General features: G+C 69.4%; 10 protein-coding genes. 3 read left to right on the plus strand and 7 right to left on the minus strand.

Annotated features, from left to right (window positions below; all coding sequences use genetic code 11):
* Positions 1 to 64: 64 nt before the first annotated feature.
* The 6 genes from ACLJPX_RS11240 to ACLJPX_RS11265 are packed head-to-tail and all read right to left on the minus strand — an operon-like array spanning position 65 to position 18,626.
* Positions 65 to 1,921 (minus strand): hypothetical protein, encoded by a 1,857-nt coding sequence (locus tag ACLJPX_RS11240; RefSeq protein ID WP_410599990.1) that lies wholly within the window; start codon positions 1,919 to 1,921, stop codon positions 65 to 67.
* Positions 1,918 to 7,104, minus strand: a complete 5,187-nt coding sequence (locus tag ACLJPX_RS11245; RefSeq protein ID WP_410599991.1) for a hypothetical protein — start codon at positions 7,102 to 7,104, stop codon at positions 1,918 to 1,920. The genes ACLJPX_RS11240 and ACLJPX_RS11245 overlap by 4 nt, the downstream gene beginning before the upstream one ends.
* Entirely contained in the window at positions 7,097 to 10,183 is a 3,087-nt protein-coding gene (locus ACLJPX_RS11250) for a hypothetical protein (RefSeq protein ID WP_410599992.1), read from the minus strand. The genes ACLJPX_RS11245 and ACLJPX_RS11250 overlap by 8 nt, the downstream gene beginning before the upstream one ends.
* On the minus strand, positions 10,180 to 11,346 hold the full coding sequence (locus tag ACLJPX_RS11255) for a Kelch repeat-containing protein (RefSeq protein WP_410599993.1): 1,167 nt from the start codon (positions 11,344 to 11,346) through the stop codon (positions 10,180 to 10,182). The genes ACLJPX_RS11250 and ACLJPX_RS11255 overlap by 4 nt, the downstream gene beginning before the upstream one ends.
* A 16-nt stretch (positions 11,347 to 11,362) precedes the next feature.
* Positions 11,363 to 16,066 carry a DUF6603 domain-containing protein gene (locus tag ACLJPX_RS11260; protein WP_410599994.1) on the minus strand — a complete coding sequence of 1,568 codons (4,704 nt, stop codon included), beginning with the start codon at positions 16,064 to 16,066 and terminating at the stop codon, positions 11,363 to 11,365.
* A 1-nt stretch (position 16,067) separates the two neighbouring features.
* Positions 16,068 to 18,626, minus strand: coding sequence for a hypothetical protein (locus ACLJPX_RS11265; RefSeq protein WP_410599995.1), 2,559 nt, complete (start codon positions 18,624 to 18,626; stop codon positions 16,068 to 16,070).
* Positions 18,627 to 18,810: 184 nt separating this feature from the next.
* Here ACLJPX_RS11265 and ACLJPX_RS11270 point away from each other — a divergent pair, with 184 nt between their 5' ends.
* Positions 18,811 to 19,794 (plus strand): SMI1/KNR4 family protein, encoded by a 984-nt coding sequence (locus ACLJPX_RS11270; protein WP_410599996.1) that lies wholly within the window; start codon positions 18,811 to 18,813, stop codon positions 19,792 to 19,794.
* Positions 19,795 to 20,126: 332 nt separating this feature from the next.
* Here the strand turns inward: ACLJPX_RS11270 and ACLJPX_RS11275 are convergent, their stop codons facing one another.
* A complete protein-coding gene (locus tag ACLJPX_RS11275) occupies positions 20,127 to 20,471 on the minus strand; it encodes an oxidoreductase (RefSeq protein ID WP_410600050.1) in 345 nt (114 codons plus the stop codon).
* Between the two features lie 214 nt (positions 20,472 to 20,685).
* On the opposite strand from ACLJPX_RS11275, the gene lpdA reads away from it, so the two are divergent.
* Together lpdA and sucB are read left to right on the plus strand one after the other, a co-directional pair.
* On the plus strand, positions 20,686 to 22,059 hold the full coding sequence (lpdA, locus tag ACLJPX_RS11280; protein ID WP_410599997.1) for a dihydrolipoyl dehydrogenase: 1,374 nt from the start codon (positions 20,686 to 20,688) through the stop codon (positions 22,057 to 22,059).
* A 56-nt stretch (positions 22,060 to 22,115) separates the two neighbouring features.
* Positions 22,116 to 23,897: a 2-oxoglutarate dehydrogenase, E2 component, dihydrolipoamide succinyltransferase gene (gene sucB, locus ACLJPX_RS11285; protein WP_410599998.1), complete on the plus strand. Its 1,782-nt coding sequence runs from the start codon at positions 22,116 to 22,118 to the stop codon at positions 23,895 to 23,897.
* Positions 23,898 to 23,906 lie beyond the last annotated feature (9 nt).

Below are 23,906 nucleotides of genomic sequence, written 5' to 3' on the forward strand. Positions count from 1 at the left end.
TCGCTTTCCCGCGTGAAGGCCCCCTTCCCTCTGTTCAGCCGAGGGAAGGGGGCCTTCACGCGCTTCAGGGGGCCGGGGGCAGCGGCGTGTCCACGAGCTGGTCGAAGGCCAGCCCGCTGGAGCCCTCTCCCCTGCCGACGCCGCGCCGCGCGCTGAGCCAGACGACGACGCGGCCGTCACGCCAGCGTGTCCGGTTGTAGGCGACCGAAAGCCGCGTGCCCGCCTGGGTCACCTCTTCCTCGTTGACGAAGTACTGCGGTTTCTGACCGGGTTGCGGCTGGTCGAGCCCCGGCCGCAGCAACGTCGTCCTCGGCTCCACCGGCTTCTGGTCCACGACGCCGGGCATCGCCGCGCGCTGCAACCGGATCTCGCGGTGGTCGCCGGGTTCGTGCACCGGGATGAACGGGATCCAGTGCTCCGGCACGGTGTTCATCAGGACGTACGAGATCGGTGCGCGCGGCGGATCGGCGTCGGCCGCCTCGGTGGCCTCGGCCAGCCGTCGCCGGAACGTGACGACCTCGGCGGCCGCCTCGCTTCCGCGGCGGGGCTCCCCGATCGGCGTGGTGACGGTCTGCTCGATCCCCCAGACCATGTTCGCGGCCTCGTCGCGGATCAGCAGGACCTCCTCCAGCGCGGGACCCTCGGTCACCTTCGGCACACTCGGCGGGAGCAGCAGATCGGTGTCCGCCTGGACGTCGTCGTCGCCGATGGTGTCCAAGGTGAACATCGACCACCGGCGCCAGTCCTGGTCGGGCCCCGCGCCCGCCGGGGTGATCGCCTGCTTCTGCCCGAACACGTCCGTGACGACCATGCCCGTGACCTTCGCGAGCGTGCCGGCGGGCAGATCGCACGGCACCTGGTACCAGTCGTTGGAGAAGACCAGCGCGAACTCCAGGAAGACCAGCCGCGCGAGATCGGTGCTGTCCGTCCGGACGGCGGCGAAGTTCGTCTTCCCGTCCTCCTGCGCCCACCAGCGCGGCAGCGGCATCCCGGAATAGCGCACCGGGGCGGGGAACACGGTCCTGGTCAGCGTCGGCTCCGGCGGTTTCGTGCCACCGAGCGGGTTCTTCGGGTCGACGGAGAAGGCGTGCCAGTCCAGGGTCCCGCCTTCGTACTCCTTGGCGGACAGCTTCTTCTCGCCACCGCCCGGTGCCCCCGCGGCCACCGAGAACCGGTGCTCGAACCGGCTGGGATCCCAGGTCGCGTCGGCGGGCGCGGGCCGTTCGATCAGGCTCTCGTACCAGCGGACCAGCCGCCGCCCCAGCTTCCGCAGCAGGTCACGCTGCAGCGCGCCGAGGAGGCCGGTGCCGTCCTCGGCGTTCCCGCCGCCCTTGAGGTGCAGGTAGAACAGGTGGCCGTCCATCGCGCGTCCGGCGATCGTCTGCATCATCGCCCAGACCTCGGGATGCGCCAGCTTCGCGACGTCGCCGGGGTTGCCGGGAGCGGGCAGGGCGATGGGATACCGCTTGACGTAGTCCTCCCTGATCCTGAAGAGGTTGGCAAGCAGAGGCTGGGCCGCCATCAGCTTGAACCACTGCCTGCCGATCGCCAGCCGGAGATCGAAGGCGACCTTCTCGTCACCACTGGCGCCGTAGGCCAGTGTCGGCAGCCGTCGTTCCGCGGCGGTCTCGAGTGGATGGTCGACGGCCAGCTCCCGCGGCGTGCCCTCGTGCGGCTGGAACCGGGTGGGACGCGACGGTGTCACCGCGTAGGTCACCGTGACCGGGCTGCCCGCGTCCGCGCCGCGCAGTTCCCCCAGCTGCCACTGCCGGGTGAGCATCCACAAAGGATCCCGGACCTCCGCCCGCAGCGCCCGGTCGAAGCCGACCGTGCGGGGACGGCCCTCCAGCCGGTTCCAGACCCCGACGGCCGGGGTTTCCCTGGCGGCCAGCTCGTCGGCGAAGTTCCGCGCTTCGGTCATGGCGTGGCCTTCCGGCGCAGGTCGGCGACGGCGAGGTCGGTGCCGACGGTGACGTCGCCCCGGACGGCCGAAAGCACGGCGGCCGGGAGCAGCTGGGAAAGCGGGGTGCCGTCGAGATGGTCCGGTTCGACGGCGCGGGTCTTGGCGAGCTGGAACGTCTCCGTGATCGCTTCCACGAGCAGTTCCGGCGTCCAGCTCTTCTCCGGATCGAGCACCGGCGGGACCACGAGCAGCATCGCCTGCGGCGGCTCGGAATCCGGGCGGTCGTAGTGCAGCGCGATCCCCGTCGTCTCCCGTTCGGCGGGGATCACCTCGGTCCATTCGTCCAGCAACAGTCCACAGTGGTCTCTGCCGTTCAAGGAGGCCGCGTAGTGCGCGGTGAACAGCAGCCGGTCCTGGCCGAGCTGGTCGCCCACCTTCTCCGGATCGAAGAACTCCATGGCCAGCCAGTGATCGTTCTCGACGTAGGGCAGCTGGACCGGGGTCAGCGCCGGTTCCTCCCAGGTGAGAGGGCCGGTGTCGAGCAGCGCGTTGGCGAGCAGCACGGTCTTCTCCCACAACCGCGGCTTCTCCCGCACCCTCGCCATGCCGTGCAGCCAGTCGTCCACCGGGAAGTCGCGGCGTTCGAGGACGTCGGGATCACGCGACGTCAGGTGCGCGACCAGCTCCACGCTGTCGGCCCTGGCGTCCCGCCACTGTTCGAGGACCGCTTCCGGCGGGGTGAATTCGGGAACGACGAGGACGTCCTCGCCCAGCAGCACTTCGAGGACGTCGATCGCGGCGGCGACCCGGTCCGGCCGGGTGACGGCCTTGTCGTGGACGTTCACCAGCAGGTCTTCCGCCGTCTTCTTCCGGCCCTTCTCGCCGATGAGGTCCGCTTCGAGCTTTTTCGCCCTGGTCAGCAGTTCCCGGCCATACGCGACGACCTGGTCCTCGAACGGCTTCAGATCGAGGCCCGCCGGGTCGATGTCGGTCAACGGCAGCTGGCGGGCGACGTCGTCGAGCAACCCGCTCAGCGTCGGCTCGCTCGTGCCGGCGAAGTCGGTCAGCCTGCCGAGACGCCGTTCGAACACGATGCGGTTCGACCGCACCCTGCCGCGTTGCAAGGACGGCGTCCGCTCACGGGCTCCGAGCTTCGTGACGATCAGCCGCTCGATCTGTTCCAGCAACCGGAACCGCTCCGCGTCCGATGTGGACGAAGGCAGTCTTTCGTACTCCCCGAACAGGACGTTCGCCGTGTCCAGCGCCTTCTTCATCCGCTCGGCCACCGCGGCGACGGCGGCGAGAACGGCGGCGAAGACACCGCCCCGCCAGACCGACAGCTCGCCCCAGCCGCTGATCACCAGCCCGAAGTCGCCCGCGGTCCGCGCCAGTTTCGCGTACCGGGCGAGGAAGTCGTCGATGTTCTCGAGGATCTCCGCGCGGTTCGGCTGCGCCGGGTAGAGCTCCCCGAGGTCGGTGCGGAAAGTGGTGACCTCGGTGCCCAGCCTGGTGAGGGAGTCCAGCACCGCGACCGGGCGTTCCCTGGCGACGGTCACCTCGTCGTCGGCGCGGCGGTCCACCGGCGCCGAACCGGCACCGGGCACCAGATCGGTCGGCCGCAACGGCCGGGCCGTGGTCAGCAACGAGCGCAGAGTGCCGATCAGCGGGGAAAGTTCGAAGAAGCTGACCTTCCCCTCGACCCGTTCGGTGTACTCGATCGTGAGCGCCGCGTCCGGCCGGGGCCGGGACTTCTCGACGACGACGCCGAGGATCCGGTCGTCGAGGTCGGTCGTCTCCGCCTTGCGCGCCGGGGGCACCGCCCACAGCAGGTCGATCGCCTCCAGTCCCGCCTCGACCTGGCTCACCACCCGGCTCTGCGGCCTTCCGCGTTCGTCGAGCCAGGTGACCAGCGCGGCCACAGAGCCCGCGTCCGGCAGGACCGTCCTCAGCCAGGCGTTGACCGCCGGTTCAGCCCTGGCGCGCGGATTGTTCCTGCCCAGCAACGGGGCTCCGTGATCGGGCCGGAGGCCGGGGGTGAACTGCAGGCCGAACCGGTGGGTGAGCGTGGTCCCGCTGCGCGGCGTTTCGACCACCGAGGGCTCGGGCAGGACGCCGCCTTTCGCATAGGAGTCCAGCGTCGCCGACGCGCGTTCGGCGTTGCCCTGCAAGGCTTGATGCGCGCCTTCGGCGACGACGAGGTCGGCCAGCGCGTCGTGGGCGTTGCGCAGGGCTTCGAGCTGAACGCCGATCGCCGTCTTCTCGTCCCCGTTCGCCTCGGGGAGATCGGTGAAGTCGAACGGGTAGACCTTCTGGTCCTTCGGCAACGGTTCCACTTCACGGTCCACGTGCCGGAGCAGGGCCAGCCCGTCGATCACGTTGCGGGCCTCGACCTGTTCGATACTCCCCGGTGTCGTCTTCGTGTCGGTGATCTTGTTGGCCCGCAAGGGAAACTTCCGCCGCAGCCCGGCGATGAACTTGTCGAGCCCGGCGCGGGCGTCGTGGAGACCGCGTTCGAACCGGTACCCCAGCAGGGCGCCGGGAGACTGCCCCTGCCGCATTCCGTCCAAAAGAGACAGTGCGATCCGAACCCGTTCGGAGCTCAGGTTCACCGCGAACGTACTGTCCTTGCGTCCCTTGCCGTTCGCGAGGAAGCCCGCGCGCAGTATCGCGGCCGTCCGGGCGTGGGCTGGTGACGGCGCGTGCACGAACCCGCCGTTGTCCTCGTCGTGGGGCAGGTCTTCGGTACCGAAGATCGCGGGCAGCCCGGCGGGAAGGGGTGCCGTCTCCGCCCCGGATTCGGGGTGGACGTTCTCCAGCCAGCCGTACGCCCCCAGATGCGTTCCCCGTTTCGGCGCGCCCCCGGCCGGATCCTTCCGCAGCTCGGCCAGCCGCTCGTTGACCAGGCCGAGCCGCCAGGCGTCGAGCCGGTAGGAGGTGCAGTCGAGATGCTCGGCGAACACCCGCTCCAGCCGCGCGGTGGGCAGTTCCGCCAGCGCCTTCACCGCTTTCAGCTGTTCGCTCAGCTCCGCCGTCGCCGGGCTCGCGTCCATGATCGTGCGCAGGTACTCGTGCACCGGCCGCTCAGGATCGATCGCCGGATCCGTCGAATAGAGCTTGTGGTACCGGCTTTCGCTGGGCCCGCCGGAGGGGTCGACGTGGATGAACGGCGCGTCCCGCCCGTCGGGTGCCTCGGCGCCGGGGGTCAGCAGGGCGAGCCGCCTCGCCGCCTCGGCCGCGCCGAGCAGCACCGCGTGCCTCGCCAGCGAGTACAGCAGCGCGGACGGCGGGAGGTTGTCGATGAATCCGAGTTCCTTGCGCACGGTCTCCAGCTCGTTCGCCCCGTGGTGGGCAAGCCAGTGCAGGTAGTTCCCCTCGGCCGCGTACTTCCGGATCTTGTCCACTTCGGACAGTGGCCGGTCGTCGACGACCGGTGCCGTCAGCAGCCGGACCTCCTCGGCGAACACCCGCCGGGCCAGATCGGGTTCACCGGCCGAGTACCCGAACCTGGCCAGCACCTCGCGGACGGGTTCACCGACCGCGGCCACGGCCGCGCGGAGCCCGCTCGCGCCCAGTTCCTCGCGTCTGGACAGGTCTTCGACGCTTTGGGCGTACCGCTGGTGGTACTCGGCCGACGTCGGATGGAGCGCGAGGATGTCCAGCAGCTTCTGGTGCGGGTCGCCCCCGGCCGAGTCGAGGTACTGGACGTGTACGAGCGCGGCGTCCCAGTCCTTCGCTGCCTCTTTGAGGATGGTGTTCAAGGCGGTGCGATGAGGCAGGGTCTCGGGAAAGGCGAGTTCGGAGAACACCGTCGTCGGCAGGATTCCGTAGGGCTGGCGCCCGATCTTCACCACCGGCAGCGGTCCCCGCCCCGACACGTGTTCGAGGAAGAACTGCCGCGTCTTCGCGATCTGTTCCTCGGTCAGGACGCCATTGAGGAGCGCGGGAAGGTAATAGCCCCAGGTGGCGGGCCACAGCGCGGTGTGAGCCGCGCGGGCGTCCCGCCGGTCGGTGCCCTCGGCGTTCGGCACCCCGGCGAGCACCGCCGGATCGAGCCCGAGCAGTTCGGCGAACCACTCGCCGTCGGTCTTGGTGGTCCAGTCGGCCGCGGCGGCGGTGAACCCCGCCGCGGTCGCGAACCCGGATTCGGCCTCGGCTTGGGGATCCTGGCCCGCGGAGACCTCTTCGGAGTTGTTCGTCGGCGTGCCCTGCGGCAGGAAGCCGAAGCCGGACGGCGTGCGCAACTGGTTCCCGATCAGCTCGCCCCATGCCGCCGCGGACTCCTGTGGAGTGGCCTGCTCGCGGAGACCGAGCACGACGAGCCGGTCGATGTTCCCGGGCGGGAGGACTTCGGCGGGGATCCGCACGGCCATACCCGCCGTCTTGGCCGCTTCGAAGTCCACCAGCCACTTCAGCGCCGTGGGGACGATGAGTTCGCCGGTCTCCTCGACGACTCTCAGCCGGTCTTCCCCGGTCTCGCCGGGATCCGGGCTGACGGCGAGATCAGGCTGGACGGGACGCCCCGGCACCGCGAAGACGCGCTGGTCTCCCACGTAGCCGTAGACGGTGAACAGGTCCGGCAACAGTTTGGCCTTCGCCGCCACCGTCCATGACTCTTCGGCGATCTCCGGCGGCGGGGTGAGCACGAGGAACGCCACCGTGACGGTTTCGACCGGGTTCGACGGCACACTGTCCACACCGGACGGACGCCGGGCGCGGATCGCGTTCGCCCTGGCGGTTCCGACCGCGGCGAGCAGGGCGATGTCGGCGTCCCGCAGTTTCCGGCGATCGCCGCGCGCCTTCCGGACCGCCGTCCAGTACGTCACCGTCGGCCCGCGGTCCTGCGCCGCGACGGCCTGCGGCGTGACGACCACCAGCACGGGCCCGTCGGGAATCCCGGTCGGGCGGTTCTCGGGGTTGGCCGGTTTGTGTTTCCCCAGCAACCATCCCGCGCGGCCGGCGGGAACGCGTCCGACGAGCTGCTGCCACGCGGACCGCCGCCCCACCGGGGAGTCGCCGACCGCCCAGAGCGTGGTCCAGTACGCGTCCAGCGCGGCGAGTTCGGCACGGGTCAGGTTGTCTTCGAACTTGTCCACCGACCATTCGTCGGGGAAGATCCGCACCAGCAGATCGTCGCCGACGAACCGGGTCTCGACCCGCACCGGTCCGAGCAGGACCGGGAAATCGAGCGTCAGCTCAGCCATTCGGCAGCATCTCCCCCGCGTGCACGGCCACCAGGACCGGGGCCTGGAAAAGGATGTAGGCGACGTCGGCGGAGCTGATCCTGGGTGCCCAGCCGCCGATGTTCAGATCGTCTTCGCGCTGGGCCACCTTTTCGCCGTCGTCGGGATCCAGGCGCGCGTCGCCGAGGCGGACCGTCACGTTCCGGTCGAACCGCACGAACCCGGTCTCGCCCGGCTTGGGATCCACGTGACCCCAGGTGATGTCGTTCCAGACCTCGACCTCGGGCAGCTCGCCCTTGGGCGGCTCGTCCACCCCGAACCTCGGCTCGCCGGGGCGCTCCTTGAGGACGAAGAACCAGCCGAGTTTGTCTTCCCCGCCTTCTCGCGCCTCGTCGTCTTCGAGCGGGAAGCCGAGCAGGTAGAGATCCGGGGCGATCTTCGCCTCGTAGGTCGGCAGCAACACGAGGTTCGGATCCAGCGGGGCGTTCGGCGAAAGCGGGGCGATGGTCCGCTCCCCGCTCTTGTCCACGACGCCGTCCTTGACCGGCCAGACCGCCTTGTGCGCGTAGATCGACGCGTTCGGGTACTTCTTGAGAAGCTCGCCGCGGATCACCAGGACGAGGTCCTTCCGCTGTCTCGTCTCCGGGGGCGACGGCGGCGCCTGCCGGGGGTTGTTCTCGCCCAGTCGCGCGGCCGGTTCCCAGAGGTGCAACGGCGGGATGTCGTACAGCCGTTCACGCCAGGCCTCTCGGCTCTCGCCCGCCCGCAGCGGCACCGTGCGCGGGTCCCAGAACTGACGGAACGGCGTTCCCCGCTGGTCGGTCGGGAACTCGCGCCACAGCAGCTCCCGCGCCATCTCGTGGTTGAGCCCGACGAGATAGGCCTCGATGAACTGCCGGTTGTTCTCCAGCAAGGTGATCGAATTGTCCGGGAGCAGCCCGATGTTCGGTACGAAGGTCTCCACCGACATCTTCAGGAGTTCTTCGTACATCGGCATGTCGAACACCGGATAGGCCAGGATCTCGACGAGGTCGCCCACCGCGATCCGCAGCCGCTCCGGCAGGTTCATCGCCCCCGCCATGCTTTCCAGCAGGGTCTTCTCGGCGCGGAGGCCGGCGAGCATGTCGTCGATGGCGGTCAGCACGTCGAGCTGGTCTTCGCCGGGGTCACCGGCGGCGGTCTCGGTAAGGCCGTCGTGCATCGCGCGCAAGGCGCTCTTGTAGCGCTTCGTCTCCTCGCTGTCGTCGCTGTCGTCCTGCTCTGCCGCGAACTCCGGCATGCTCATCCTGAACGTGATCGGCGGCGCCCCTTTGGGCTTCGCGGCGAAGACCTCGTTCCGGTCGATCCGGTCCACCAGCAGGTCGTACTGGCTTCCCTCGCGCAGCAGCCGTTTCCTCAGTCGTGACCCCGGCCGGGTGATCCGGCGCATCGGCGCGGACATCGGTGCCGCCGCGACCCGACTCTCGCTCACCTTGTAGCCCACGGCGAACAGTTCGGGCTCGGCGGCCAAGGCCGTCTGCCTCGGGCGTCCGACGACTCGTCCGTGCGCGGGCGCGGTCAGGGTCAGCGCGCGGCCGGACACCGGCCCGGCCGCCGCGGCCGCTGTTTTCGGCGGCGCCTGCGGAGTGATGTGCTTGCCCTGCAACGTCTTTCCGAGCTGGCGGGCCAGTTGCGCGGCCCGGATGAGCTCGTTCGCCTTCTGGATGTCGCCGAGCTGGTTCCACGCGGCCGCCATGAACTCCTCTTGCCGCGCCTGGACGACCTTGGTGCCGAACTGCGCGGCGACCCGGAATCGCGGATCGAGGTTGAGCCGGTGCACCCAGTTGTGGACCTGGTCCGGCGGGCGCGGTTTGCCGGTCTCGTCCTCCACCAGCGTCCGGGTCAGCGACGGCCAGCAGCCGTACAGGGGCGGGGTGATCACCGGATCGGTCCCCGCGGCCACCGCGGCCGTTCCGGCGTTCGCGGCCTGTGGCGTTTTCCGCTGATAGGCGTCCGCGAGGTTGATCAGGTCGGCCAGGGACCGCTGCCACTGGTTCGGATAGGGCGTCGCCGAGGTGTCGGTGCCGTAGAAGTTGTCCCAGTTCTCGTACTTGTCGGGCTTGTCGTCGCTGTTGGGCAACTGCAAAGCGCCACCGAGCTTCAGGACTCCCTGGGGATCCGTCGGTGTGGTGACGCCTTCGAGGGCGTAGCCCGGCGAGCGATGCGCGTCCATGTCGCGCCTGCCGACCGGCGCCTGCGCCTCGATCGGCTTCAGCAACCGGACGAGGTACTCGAAGTCGCCGACCGTGCTCGTGGTGAACGACCAGCGGTGGTAGAACGGCAGGTCCAACTGGCCCGTCGAGGCGGTCCAGCTCGGGTTCTTCGCCGGGATGTCCTTCGGATCGCCACCGAGCCCGGCGACGCGCCCCGCCTCGAACGCCGGAACCAGGAAGGCGTGGTAAGTGGTGCTGGGCTTCAGATGCCGGGGACAGAGCACGCGTGAACACGCGCTGTCGGGCGACCGGCGCAGGACGTCGCTCAGCACTCCCAGCGAGGGCTTCATGTCATCGGGGGTGTCGACCGCGATCCTGCCGTCGAGCGTCCCGTTGACGTGGACGTGCGCCCACGCCCCGAGTTCACCCGACGGTTGCAGCGCCTTCGGCTCCGTGACGGTGATGAAGGGCAGCGGCTGTTCCGTCGCCGCGCCCTCCTTGAACTCCGCCGGACCCGAATCGCCTCCCGCGGACAGCACGATCAGCGCCAGCCAGGGATCCAGCCGTTTCGCCACCTCGTCCGGCGCCGCGGGACTGTAGCGCCACGGGGTGTCTTCGTCGTAGAACTCGATGTGGGCCAGGTAGTTGGGCTCGAAGTTGACGGCGAACGGATGTGGCTCGGTCCGCGAGACGGCGCGCGGGTCCAGCCCCACGACGTCGCCGGGGCCGTAGAGCTGGACGGGCTTGGTGATCTCACGATGCAGCGCCTCGGCGTTCTCGGCGAGCGCGTCCCCGGTCAGCCTGAGCCCGACCGGGATCGTCGCACGCGCCCCGGCGACCTCGCCCTTGATCCGTGTGCTCAGCCCGGTCCGGAGCCAGGGCAGGAAGGAATAGGCGTTCGCGCTCACGAACCGCTCCCGAACTTCTCCGCGGACTTCGTCAATTCGGCCTTCCCCGACTGCCCGGCCGCCATCGCGAGCCCGGTACCGGCGGTGCCTCCGGCGACGAGCACCTTGGCGCCCGAAGCGACCGCGGCGAAACCCCAGCGGCCGCGGTCCAATCCGGGCATCGCGGTCCATTCGCCGCCCTCGTAGCGCACCGCGCTGCGATACCCCGCCTCGTTCGCGACGTCGTCCGCCCCGCCGAGCAGCACGACCTTCCCTTCGCCCGCGGGGACGGCGCGGTGGAACGCCCTGCCGCCCGGCATGGCCTTGGCCTGACTCCAGACCCCGCCGGAGGAGTTCAGCTGGAAGACCTCGGCGGTGGCGCGGGCGAAGGGATCGAAGGCACCGTCGGGGGTCACTCCCGGTGCCGTTCCCCCGGCGACGAGCACGGAAGTCGCGGTCAGCGCGGTCGCGGTGTGCCCGCTGCGCGGGAACTTCATCGTGGCCGCCACCGACCACTTCTCGGTGTCGGTGTCGTAGAGCTCGCAGAAGGCCAGCGCCGGGTCGTCGGCGCCGCCGACCGGCGCGGTGCCGCCACAGACCAGCACCTTCTTGCCGTCCTGCAACACCACCGCGGTGTGCCCCGTGCGGGCGTCGGTCATCTCCTCGGCCACGGCCCAGCTCCCGCCTTCGGCCGGATCGAACAACTCGGCCCAGCGGACCGCCATCGCCTTCCCGTCCGGCCGGAGCGTGCTGCCGCCCGCGATCAGAACCAGCCCGTTCGAGAGCGCGACGGCACTGTGCCCCCATCGGGCCTTGAGCATCGGCTTCGCCACCGGCGTCCACTTGTTCGCCACCGGGTCGTAGATCTCGGCCGTGCCGATCGCGGCCCCGCCCGGCGCCGGAATCCCGCCGGTGATCAGCGCTTTCCCACCGGGCAACGGGGTCAGCGCGTGCAGTTGTCTCGCCGTGCCCAGCAACGCGGGCTGCCCCCACATCCCGGCGTCGAAGTCGTAGACCGCGCTTTGCCCGACGCTCACCGAGGCCGCGTCGGCTCCCCCGGCGACGAGCGCCTTCTTGCCGTCCGTGAGCAGGACGGCGGCGTCATGCTGACCGGCCCAGGTCGCCGCCACCGCGTAATCGGTGGCGTCCGACCACTTGTCGGCCGCGAGCGTCGCGCTGGTCATGAGGCGTTCCCTTCGGTCATGGCAGGTAGATCTCGGTGGTGGTGGCGAGTTCGACGGGATCGGGTCCCGGTGCGGCGGCGCCGGTCCTGGCGAGGCCGCCCACGGCGAACACCCGGCCGTCGGCGAGGTCGATCGCCGCGAAGTCGTGGCGGCCCACCGTCAGCGCCCCGGTTTCCGACCATGTTCCGGAGCCGGGCTCGAACACCGCGGCGGCACGGAATCCGGCCGTGGCCCCCGGACGGCCGGTGCCCCCGACGACGACGGCGCCGAGCGGGGTCGCCACACACCGATGTCCGCTGCGGCCGCCGCCCGGCATGGCGTCCACGGGAAGCCAGGTCCGCTTCGCCGGGTCGTAGATTTCCGCGGTGGCAAGGCTTTCCCGCCGGTAGGGCCGTGACGCGACGGCGTCTCCGCCGGTGACCAGCACACGCCCGTCCGGCAGCAGTGTCGCCTGATGCCCCTTGCGGGGCACGGAAAGGCTCCCGGCCGGAGTCCATTCCTTCGCCTCGGGGTCGTAGATCTCGCAGGTCGCGACGGCTCGCTCGCCCTGCCCGGTCGGTACGGCGCCCCCGACGACCAGCACCGTCACCTTCCCGGTCTTCTCGTCGGTGAGCAGGACCATCCGGTGCCCGGTGCGGGCGGCGGACATCGGCGCGGTCGCGGTCCAGGTCAGCGTTCCCGGGTCGAGCAGTTCGGCCGAGGCGAGCGCGGCGCCTCTCGGCGACGTCCCACCCGCGACAAGCAGCCGGGACCCGATCGCCACGGCGTCGTGTCCTGCTCGCGCGGTGGCGAGATCCGCCGTGTCCTTCCAGGCGTTCACGGCAGGGTCGAACACCTCGGCCGACGCCAGCGGGGCACCGTTCGCGTCGAGCCCGCCCGCCACGACGGCCCTGCCGTCCGCCAGCCGTGTCGTGCTGTGCCGCGCCCGCGCGGTCTTCAACGACGGCACCCCGGCCGCCCAGGTCACCCCGACCGGATCGAAGATCGCCGTGGTGGACACCGGTTTCCCGGTCGCGCCGGCGCCGCCCGCGACGAGTACCTTCCCGCCGACGAGGACGACCGCGTCCGCCCCCGAAACCGGCGACGGCGCGTTGCCCGCGTTCGACCAGACGCCGGGTTCCGCGACCGGACCGCCGCCCGCTTCGGTCCGGCGCAGGACGTGCACCTGCCCGGACAGGGACGCGTCGGCGCGGATCCAGTCCGCCATCGCGTCGGTCGCGCTCGCCTCGCTCCGGAAGGTCGCGGCGGTCGAGCCCGTCCGCACCGGCGGGAACGCCTGGAGGTTGTTGCGGCGGTACGCGACGATGAAGCTGTCACCGGTGACGCGCACCGTCTCGGCGGGCGCGAACGGTTGCCGCAGCCGGGATTCGTGCTGGGACAGGGAGGAGCGCGCGGTGCTGCTGCCGGCGAGCAGGGTGTCGAAGACCGCGGGAGCCGGGCTGTACAGCTTCGGCGCGGCGGGTGCCTTCACCGCCATCCGGACCCGGCGACGGCGCATCCCGAGGGTGGTGACCGTTTCCGGTGGTTCATTGTCCACTATGTACAGTTCGTAGCGGGCGCTGCGCCGCACGACGCGCGGCGAGAAGATCGCGCCGTCCGCGGCGACCAGTTCCAGCCCGGCGTTCTGGTCCTCGAAGGCGGCGCGCGAAAGCTTCTCGGCGTCGCCGGAGTCCTGGAACTGCCCCATCGCGAACTTGTCACCGGTGATCGACGCGCGCTTGAAACCGCTGGAGGGCATCGGCTCCAGGGTGAACCGCTTGCCGTCACTGGGCTTCTGCGCGCCGATCCGGTCGATCCGGACGTCGAGCGGGACAGCCCGCTGCCGGACGAACAACGAGCCGAGGGGATGCAGGACGAGGTCGTCGGTCCCCGGCAGCTGCCGCAACGTGACCAGCGGATTGACCCCGCCCGCCGGCAGCCGCGTCTGCCAGCCCTCGACCTTGCGGACCTCGTTCTCCAGCAGTCCGAGCACCTCGACCGGCGGCAGCGCGGTGTCGCGCTCCTCGCCCCAGCTGATGTCGAAGTCCGCCGAGATCTCGAAGAACAGCAAGGAGATCGACCCGCGGCCGTGCGCACGCCACGGTGTCGGCCCTTCCAGCTGGAAGTCGAGATCGATGCCGAACACACCGACCCCGAACGCCTTCAGCGAGACACCGGCGGAGATCTGGATGATGAACGAGAACGGCGAGAACCGGAACAGCGCGTCGAAGGCGAGATGCCCCTCGATGCCGAACCCGCCGAAGCCCAGCCGGAGTTCGGCCTTGGCGCCGAACTGGGCGGTGTTGCTGGTGACCGCGAAATAGCCGGACACGCGGATCAGGCGTCCCGGTGAGTTCAGGATGTCGATGGACAGCCGCGGCGGTACCGGGAACGGCAACGGCGGCGGCTTGAACGACGGGTGGAAACCGCCGACGCTGAGCACGAAGTCGGGGTTGTCGCTCCAGTCGACCAGCAGGCCCATCCCGCCTTCGATGGTCATCGTCAGGATGCGCGAATCGAAGAGCTGCGCGAAGAACCACAACCTCGACTTGTCGACTTCGAGCGCGCCGATGAAGTTGACCTGCAGTTTCAGCAGCGCGACGTCCTCACTGGGCAGCACGCATTTCAGCACCCCGAGGATCGCGACGTTGCCGGGCGGGATCTCCACGATCACCCCGAGCGAGACGGTGACCAGCGCCGGCGTCCCCCAGCCGATCTTCGCCATCGGGCCGATGAGGAACCGGCCGTCCTCCGGCGGGAAGAACCGCCGGAGGTCGCTGATGATCCGCGGCGCGTTCGCGATGACGTCCTTGGGGAACATCACCGATTCGATCCCGCCGCTGACCACGCCGTCGATCAGCGCGGCGAAGTCCATCCGCCGGTTGAGCCCGAGCACCCCGCCGACGCCGAGCAGTGTGAACCCGAACCCGAGCTGGATCCCGCCGCCCCCGAACTCGGTGGCGATCACGATCAGCAACGAGAACCCGTCGGACCCGTCCGGCATCCGCGTGGTGATCAGCCCGATGGCCTTGAGTTCCACCAGCCCCGCGAACTCCAGCTCCAGCGCGCCCGCGTACTCGCCGCGATCCGGGTCGAAGTAGAGATACCCGCCACCGGACACGATGCCCGCGTCGACCGACAGCCCGACCCCCTTGGGCGGCTTGAAACCGAGTGAAAGATCGACCGGCCCCAGGTTGCCGTCGTTGTCCTTCTTGAACGCGAGGCCGGCGGTGAGCCCGATCTGCTCCACCACCGCCGTGATCGGCCCGAGCCGCGCCTTGATCGTCGTCCCGAGCCCGATCGGGATACCGTCCCCCGACGGCGACGCGGAGATCGTCAGCCCCTGGATCTCCAGCGGCCCCAGCTCGAAATGGGCCGCGATACGCGCTTCGAGGTTGGCCGAACCGCGGAAGTAGAACCCGTGCGCGTGCGAGATCCCGGCGACGAGGTCGCCGCCGACGGTGAATCCGTCGCCCGGCAGGAGCTTCGCGATGAAGCCGTCGGCCCCGCCCGGCTTGAAGACGAACTCGAGCCCTTGGAGTTCGAACTCCGCGAAGACGTCCACGCCGTCGCTGATCCGCACGCCCCCGGTCGCGGCGAGCTTGCGGAACTGCAGCCTCGTGCCGTCCCTGGAACCGATCAGGAGGGTGGGCTCGCTCCCGGCCTCGCCACGCTCGATGACGACCTCGATGGCGCCGTCGAGCTGTCGCGGGGCCGGGTTCTCCTTCTCGAAGCCGACGACGGTCTCGATGCCTTGGCCGGGAAGGATTCTGAGCGCGACGCCGTCTTCGAGGTCGAGGTCGCTGCGGATGAGGAGGGTGAGGTCCTCGGTCAACGGCAGGTCGGCGCCCAATGAGCCGGTGAAGTACGGCAACAGCGCCAGACCTGCCGGTGCGCCGTTCACCGACGGCACTTCGACGAGCCGGATCTCGGCCGCCAAACGCTTGTTCCGCGGAAGGAACCGTTCGAACACGGTGCCGCGGACGGCTTTCACCAGCGGGGCCGTCAGATCTTCCGGCGTCCCCCGGACGGCCGCCGTGGCTCCGGACGGCAAGGATCGCAGGTCGACGTCGACGCCCATGCTCATCAGCAGGTTGTCGAGCTGGGACGACAGCGACGCGAAGTCGAAGTCCGGTCCGCCCCAGCCGAAGGCCTTCTTGAGCACCTGCCCCGGATCACCGATCAACCGCGGGATGTCCGTGAGGTCGAGAGTGAGATGCAGGTACGACGGCCGGTTCCCGAAGCGCGGAGCGTACTTCCCCTTGACGACACCGAGGCCGCGCAACCCGAAACCCACGGCCGGATGGTGCCGCTGGAGATAGGAGACGATCAGGAAGTCGAGCAGCTGACGGGGGAACTTCTCCCGAAATCCGTCCACCCGCAAAGCCTCCGGGACGGCGGAGTCCGGCGCGGTGGCGATGCCTTTGACACCGTCGACGAGGGCTTGCACCGCGCTGAGCACCCGGGCCACGTCGTCGGCCGAGAACTCGACGTCGACACCGCCGGAGGAACCACCGCCCACGTTCAGCCCGCCGTCTCCGAGCAACCGGCGGAGAGATTCTGTCAGCGTTTCGAGCGCCCCGCCCAAAGCCGACAGGGCGGGCGGGACGGCGTCCACGCGCCAGCCCATCTTCTGCAGGAGGGCGATGCAGGCACCGGGCGAACGCACGGCCTCACGAAGCGGGAGCGCCGCCTGCCCGATCCCGGCGAGGATCTTTTCGAACACACCCGTCCCGGCCATTTCACAGCTCCCCTGGGTAGAAAGCGGCGCTGAGAATCGCGTGGTAACTCGGATCGACCCGGTTGACGATCAACCATTTGCAGACGTAGCAGAAGGCGCCGGCGTCCTGGCCGATCTCGGTCCACACGTTCGCCGTGCCGTAGTGATTCCGCATTTTGCACGAGCCGGCGGGACGATAATGGCCACCGGAAAAGGTGTCTCCACCTTCGAAGACCCCGACCGTTTTGCTCGAGTTGCACGGCGGCGCGAATCCGGTGATGTCCACCGGCTCGTCGTCCTCTTTCCGCACTTCGCCGAAAGCGGTGTCCCGGTTCAGCGGGGTCTTCGTGAGGAAAAGGAATTCTTTGACCTTCTTGTCCACCACCGAAACGAGACCGCCGTCCGGAGCCTTGAGCGGGATGTACAGGAAAGAGCCCGCCCGGTACTCCGCCAACGGCGACACGACTCCGGTCAGGGTGATCTTGCCCGCCGTCGCGTCGATCGTCCCGATCTTGAGCCCGGTGAGCAGTTCGCCCTGGCCCTTGGCCAGCGGCAGTTGGACCCCGTCCTTGGTGATCGAGAAATTACGCAGCCAGATCTCGGTGCCTTCCCGCTGCGCCTGGACCCATTTCCCGCTGTAGCGAGGATCGATCGTCACGGTGATGGCACCACCGGCGGGCCGGGCGGGCGCCGTGATCTTCGCGGAAAGGAGCATCCGGTGCAGATCGAGCCATTTGACCTTCGCCGGGTCGATCAGCCTTCCCGGTGCCGGTGAACCCGGGTCGCGCAGGAAGCCCAGAACCGAAAGGTTGTCGGCCGTCAGGTCCCCGGTCGCCGTGGCCGCGGTGCCGTCCCCTTCGAAATCCTCGTACTCGTCGCCGAGGTTGAAACTGTGCCCGAACTCGTGGGCCACCGTGTTGGCGATCTCGAGTACGGCGGCCGCGGTGGGCGGGACTCCGGTCAGCGGATCACGTCGTCGCATTTCTCGTTTGTCGACCACGTCGGCGTAGGTGAAGGCCACCGTGCGCACGCTGCCCATGGTCTGCGCGGTGGCGGTTCCGTCGAAGTTGGTACCGCCATCGACATCCTCGTAACAGATCATCGCGACCAGTCCCCGGCTCGGCGTGAATTTCGTCGTGTCCGGGACCCAGTTCTTGCCGATCGGGTGGAACGGCGCGAAGGCGTACTGCGATCCGCCGAAGTACCGCGGCAGCGCCGCGCCCGGGTTCTCCCGTCCCGACGAGTACCGCTCCGGCGGGTTCCGGCGAGGATCGGGAGTGAGAAGCCTGGTCGCGTCGGGACTGTAGAACTCGTACAACCGCGCGACGAAAGCGCTCAGATCGACATGCGTCGTGTCTCCCAGCGCCGGCGGCTTCACCGGCGGCTTCGAGATCCCGTACGTACGGTCGCCGGGCCGCTGTCCCAGGTACATCCCGAACACCGTGTCCCTCGCGTGCAGGATCCCGACGGCTTCGTGCGCCCGCCACGCGGCGATCAGCTTCGGGTCCACTCGCGACGGTTCGAATCCCTTGAGGCTCTGCCCCTGCCAGATCGTCACGAGATCGAACCGGCTCTCGTTGTGCATCGGCAGACCGACCACGGCGACGAGTTCCTGCATGGTGTAGCTGGTTTTCTCGCTGCCCAGCCGCCCGTTGAACGGAATGGGCTTCGCCTTGTCGAAGTCGTCGTCGGTGATCCTGAACCCGCAGGTGAGGTAGTGATCACGCGAAGGCAGGTAGGCCTTGAAGATGTTGAACCCGGCTTCCAGCATCGCGTACGGCTGGTGCCTCGGTTTGTCGAAGAGATCCCGCACGGTGCCGGCGACGATGAGGTCGAAGGCCGCCCGGTCCGTGTCGGTGTCCTGGAACCCCTCCGGTATGAACAGGATGTTGACCATGCCGTCGGCTTGTGCCACATCGGGCGTCTGTACCGGCTGGAGGTTCTGGCGCGTCTTCCCGTAGTCGACCACCCTGACCGGCAGGGAATTGGTGACGCCGAGGAAGTTTCCCTTGATCCCGGTGGGCGCGGCCGGATCGGTGGTCTCGGCCAGTCCCTGCACCCTGCCCTGCGGCGCGATCTTGAGCTTCGCCGGATCGTCCGGCGTCAAGGTCACGTACCCGTGTCCGGTGATGTCGCCGATCCGGTCCACGCCCGTGGCGTCGTCGGTGAACCTCGCGTAGAGGGACGGCTGGGCGTGGCCGAATTCGCCGTCGAACGCCGTCGTGATCGAGTCGTTCCCGAACCACCACGCGTCGATTCCTTCGTGCACCTGGAGACGCCCGACCAGATAGACCTCACCCCAGCGGACCTGGAACAGGAAGACGCCCGGGTCTTTCGGGGTCACGATGCCCGTGGCCGGGTTGATCGAAGGCAATCCGTCGAAGCGTTGCCCGACCGGCTTGTGCGGCGCGAAGAAGTCGAACACGCAGTCCTTGGTGACTTCCCTGAGCTGATAGCGATCGGGCTTTGTGTCGTCGAAATCCTGAGCGTGAAAGGAAACCTTGAGCGGCGGTGTCCCGGTACGCGCGACATGCAGATCGCCGTGCGGAAAAAAGACCATGCCGACGTTGGTGACGACCATTCCCCACCCCTTTGTCATCCACGCGCGGACAACCGCCGGACACGGCGGTGCGGGCCGGTGAAGTCTTTCGATGCGGATGTCCTTCAGCGTGGCGGCCGAATGGATCAGCCGTCAACGCATGGCCCGATGAACTGCCCCATGAGGCAGCGCGCCGGGCGGAACCCGGTGTGGCAAGGTCGGTTCCGTGGACAGGGACGCGTATCTCGAAGGCGCGATCAGTGACGTGCTCAGCGGCGACGACGCGACGCTCGACGACCGGATCGGGCACGCCGCGCTGCTGTTCGCCGCCTCCGGCGCGATGGCGGAAGCCGACAGGCTGATCACGCATTGGCACGCGCTCACCGAACGTCCCGTCACCGCGCTCGTCCCCGGCGCCGTGCAGGCCCGGGCGTGGGCGATGCTCTTCGACGCACAAGGGTCGCGGCCGGAGTGGGCGGCCGCGCTGACCCCGCTCGACCTCGACGCGGAAGAACGCGCCCACGACGCGTACCTCGCCCGCCGGGTGTCCGATCTCGACGGTCTCCTCGGCGGCTCCCCGATCGGCGAGGCGGTCTCGCACCTCGGGTCGTCGCGGCCGGACCGGTTACGGGAGGCCGTCACGCGAGGCGACGTCGACGCCTGGGCCGGGATCGCCTCGCGGCAGGCACGGCCGGACGTCGCCGTCCTCGCCGCGTCGAGGCGGCTCGCGCCGCGTCTGGTCGCGGGAGCCGACCCGCTCGGACTCGGCGACTGGCCGGGGCTGTGCGCCGGGGCACTGGTCGCGGCGCTGTACGAGCGCTATCCGCCGGACACCGGTTCGTGGCGCGAGATGATCGCGGGCGTCCTCCGGCTGCGCGGCGGCGGCACCGCGCCCCCGGCGGCCTCGGCCCGGAACATCGACGCGGCCGAAGCGCGCATCGGGCTCAGGCTGCCCGCCGACTACCGGGAGTTCCTGATGACCTGCGACGGCCTGCCCGCCGACGTCGTCTTCCCGCGTCTGCTCGGGACGGCGGAACTGCGCGCGGAGGGCGGGGTCGTCGTGATCGCCGACCCCGCTTCGGTGCTGCTCACCGCCGCCGGTGCCCGGTGGCGGACGGTCGAGATCGACCCGGCGCTGGGCACGACGGTGCATCCGACGTTCCGCGCCCTGCTGGAACGGCACCTGGTGTTGTTGGCGCAGTCTGCGTGACGAGGTCCGGGCACGCGTCGGGCTCGTGAGTGGCAAGGCGGGGCTGGCCGGGTGGGATGGCTGCGTCGCGAAAGTGGCTTTCGCAACGCGTTCCCGCAGGGCCGTGGGAAGCGTCCAAGCCCGCGGAACGTGACCAGGGCGAAGGTGTGGTGCGGTAGTCGAGGGGCCGCTCCGGCCTCGGAGCTCGATGACACCGGAACATCACCGCGGCAGGTTCGAGCGTGGAGGATTCGGGACGTTCAACGTCCCAAATCCTCCACGCTCGCCCCCATCGGCATCCAGTGGGTAGGCAATGCAGGTCCACCAGAACCCGAATCGCCACTCACGAGCCCTCAAACTTCGCCGCGCTTCTTCCGCTCGGTGTACTCACGCATCCGCTTCGGATAGCCGACCCGCGCCACCTCGTACACGGGGATCGACCGTTTGTGACCGAACTGCCGCGCCGCGTCGAGGCTCTCGATCCGGCGCCTCGTCCACTCACCATCGTGTGCGATGAGGACGACCGTGGTCTCCGTGACGTTGGTCTTGGGCTCCACGTAGGCCTCGACACCGGTCCTCGAAGCGGCCCACTCCTCAAGGTGCTTGAAATCGTTTGAAGAGGCTTTCCGCAGCGTACCGGGCTTTTGCCCGCCTTTAGAGCGCCGGCGCAGCGAGTCGAACAGACCCACTCCGACCACCTCACTTCCCATTCGCGTCCGATGCCCATTATCCCGACCCGGGCGTGTGCTCACCGTGGCGACCCTGGTAGGCCGTGTCCCGTGGGTCACACGACACGGCCTAGGTCGCAGGCCCGCCGCGCGTAGTGACAAGATGGCAAGTGTCCGCGCGCGCGTATACCGCGCGAAGCGGCGCCAGAGCACCACCCCTACCGCTTGCCGAGGAGTTATTGAAGTGACCGACACCTCCGCCGACCTTGTGATCCTGGGTGGCGGATCGGGCGGCTACGCCGCCGCGTTCCGCGCGGCCGAGCTGGGCCTTTCCGTCACCCTGATCGAAAAGGACAAGCTTGGCGGGACGTGCCTCCACCGAGGCTGCATCCCGACCAAGGCCCTCCTGCACGCGGCGGAGGTCGCCGACGAGACCCGCGACGCCGAGACCTTCGGCGTCAAGGCCGTGCTGGAAGGCATCGACATCGCCGGGGTCAACAAGTACAAGGACGGGATCGTCTCCCGCCTGTACAAGGGCCTCCAGGGCCTGGCCAAGGCGCACAAGGTGAACCTCGTCGAGGGCACCGGAACGTTCGTCGGCGGCACGACCGTCGAGGTCGACGGCACCCGCTACACCGGCAAGAACGTCATCCTCGCCACCGGCTCGTACTCGAAGACGCTGCCGGGCCTGGAGCTGGGCGGCCGCATCATCGCGAGCGAGCAGGCCCTTTCGCTGGACTACATCCCGAAGAAGGTCATCGTCCTCGGCGGTGGTGTCATCGGTGTCGAATTCGCGTCCGTCTGGGCGTCCTTCGGCGTCGACGTCACCATCGTGGAGGCGCTGCCCCGCCTGGTCCCGAACGAGGACGAGTACGCGTCCAAGCAGCTCGAGCGCGCTTTCCGCCGTCGCAAGATCGCCTTCAAGACCGGCGTCCGCTTCACCGGCGCCAAGCAGGACGACAACGGCGTCAGCGTGTCGCTGGAGTCCGGCGAGACGCTCGAAGCCGACCTGCTGCTGGTCGCCGTGGGCCGCGGCCCGAACTCGGCCGGGCACGGTTACGAAGAGGCCGGGGTCAAGATGGACCGCGGTTTCGTCCTCACCGACGACCGCCTCCGCACCAACCTGCCGAACGTCTACGCCGTCGGCGACATCGTCCCGGGTCTGCAGCTCGCGCACCGCGGCTTCCAGCAGGGCATCTTCGTCGCCGAGGAGATCGCGGGCCAGGAGCCGCGCGTGATCGACGAGAGCGGAATCCCGCGCGTCACCTACTCGCACCCCGAGGTCGCTTCGGTCGGTCTCACCGAGTCTCAGGCGAAGGAGAAGTACGGCTCCGACGTCACCACCTTCACCTACGACCTCGGCGGCAACGGCAAGAGCCAGATCCTCAAGACCTCCGGTGGGGTCAAGCTGATCAAGGCTCCGGAAGGGCCGGTCGTGGGCGTGCACATGGTGGGCGACCGCGTCGGCGAGCTGATCGGCGAAGCGCAGCTGATCTACAGCTGGGAGGCGTTCCCTGAGGACGTGGCTCCGCTCATCCACGCGCACCCCACCCAGACCGAGGCCCTCGGTGAAGCGTTCCTCGCCCTGGCGGGCAAGCCGCTGCACGTCCACAGCTGACGTCTCACCGTCGAAGAACCAGACCAAGCAAGACATATCAAGGGAGTCAGCGAACGATGGCCTACTCCGTCACGTTGCCGGAGCTCGGTGAGAGCGTCACCGAGGGCACCGTCACCCGGTGGTTGAAGCAGGAGGGCGACACCGTCGAGGTCGACGAGCCGTTGCTCGAGATCTCCACGGACAAGGTCGACACCGAGGTCCCCTCCCCGGTCGCCGGCAAGGTTGTGAAGATCAGCGCCCAGGAAGACGAGACCGTCGAGGTCGGCGGCGAACTCGCCGTCATCGACGACGGGACCGGAGGGGTGCCGGAGTCGTCCGGGTCCGCCGAGCCCGCCGCCGAAGAGGCGCAGCCGGAACCCGAGCCCGAGCCGGAGCCCGAGCCGGAGCCCGCGCAGGAGCAGGCGTCCGCGCCGTCCCAGCCGGACACCGCGCCCGCCTCCGGTGGTGAAGGCACCGAGGTGAAGCTGCCCGAGCTGGGCGAGAGCGTCACCGAGGGCACCGTCACCCGGTGGCTCAAGCAGGTCGGCGACAGCGTCGAGGTCGACGAGCCGCTGCTCGAGATCTCCACGGACAAGGTCGACACCGAGGTTCCGTCCCCGGTCGCCGGCACCGTGCTGGAGATCCGCGCGGGCGAGGACGAGACCGTCGAGGTCGGCGGTGTCCTCGCGGTGATCGGCGCGGCCGGATCCGCGCCGAAGGCCGAGGCCAAGCCCGAGCCCAAGCCGGAACCCAAGCCCGAGCCGAAGCCGGAACCCAAGCCGGAACCGAAGCCCGAGCCCAAGGCCGAAGCGGCTCCCGCGCCCGCGCCGAAGCCCGCCGAGGCACCGAAGCCCGCCGCGCAGCCCGCGGCGAGCAGCGACAACGGTTCGGACAGCTCGCCGTACGTGACGCCGCTGGTCCGCAAGCTCGCTTCCGAGCACGGCATCGACCTGTCGTCGCTGAGCGGCAGCGGTGTCGGTGGCCGTATCCGCAAGCAGGACGTGCTCGCGGCCGCCGAGGCCAAGCAGAAGAAGGAAGCCCCGGCTCCCGCCGCACAGCCCGCCGCCGCGGCCCCGGCCGCGTCGTCGGCACCGGCCGCTCCGCGCAAGGCCGCGGTTTCGCCGGAGCTCGCGGCACTGCGCGGCACCGTGCAGAAGGCCAGCCGGATCCGTCAGATCACCGCCATCAAGACCCGCGAGTCGCTGCAGCTTTCCGCTCAGCTCACGCAGGTCCACGAGGTGGACGTCACGAAGATCGCCAAGCTCCGCCAGCGGGCGAAGGCGGCCTTCAAGGAGCGCGAGGGCGTCAACCTGACGTTCCTGCCGTTCTTCGCGAAGGCCACCGTCGAGGCGCTCAAGCAGCACCCGAACGTCAACGCGTCCTACAACGAGGACACGAAGGAGATCACCTACCACGGTGCGGTGCACCTGGGGATCGCGGTGGACACCGAAAAGGGTCTGCTGTCGGTGGTCATCCACGACGCGGGTGAGCTCAGCCTCGCCGGTCTCGCGCATCGCATCGCCGACCTGGCGGGCCGCGCGCGTTCGGGCCAGATCAAGCCGGACGAGCTGTCGGGCGGCACCTTCACGATCACGAACATCGGCTCCAACGGCGCCCTGTTCGACACGCCGATCATCGTGCAGCCGCAGTCCGGCATGCTCGGTACCGGCGCGGTCGTGAAGCGCCCGGTCGTGATCGCGGACGCCGACGGCAACGACACGATCGCCGTCCGGTCGATGGCGTTCCTGCCGCTGACCTACGACCACCGCCTGGTGGACGGGGCCGACGCGGGCCGCTTCGTCACGACGATCAAGCAGCGTCTGGAAGAGGGCAACTTCGAGGACGAGCTCGGTCTCTGATCCTCCGGT

It is taken from the genome of Amycolatopsis sp. lyj-90 (assembly GCF_046549035.1).
In the GTDB taxonomy this organism is placed as follows: domain Bacteria; phylum Actinomycetota; class Actinomycetes; order Mycobacteriales; family Pseudonocardiaceae; genus Amycolatopsis.

Coding starts and splice junctions, on each gene's coding strand:
- ACLJPX_RS11240 (WP_410599990.1), bottom strand. CDS start 1,921: ATGACCGAAGCGCGGAACTTCGCCGACGAGCTGGCCGCCAGGGAAACC.
- ACLJPX_RS11245 (WP_410599991.1), bottom strand. CDS start 7,104: ATGGCTGAGCTGACGCTCGATTTCCCGGTCCTGCTCGGACCGGTGCGG.
- ACLJPX_RS11255 (WP_410599993.1), bottom strand. CDS start 11,346: ATGACCAGCGCGACGCTCGCGGCCGACAAGTGGTCGGACGCCACCGAT.
- ACLJPX_RS11260 (WP_410599994.1), bottom strand. CDS start 16,066: ATGGCCGGGACGGGTGTGTTCGAAAAGATCCTCGCCGGGATCGGGCAG.
- ACLJPX_RS11265 (WP_410599995.1), bottom strand. CDS start 18,626: ATGGTCGTCACCAACGTCGGCATGGTCTTTTTTCCGCACGGCGATCTG.
- sucB (WP_410599998.1), top strand. CDS start 22,116: ATGGCCTACTCCGTCACGTTGCCGGAGCTCGGTGAGAGCGTCACCGAG.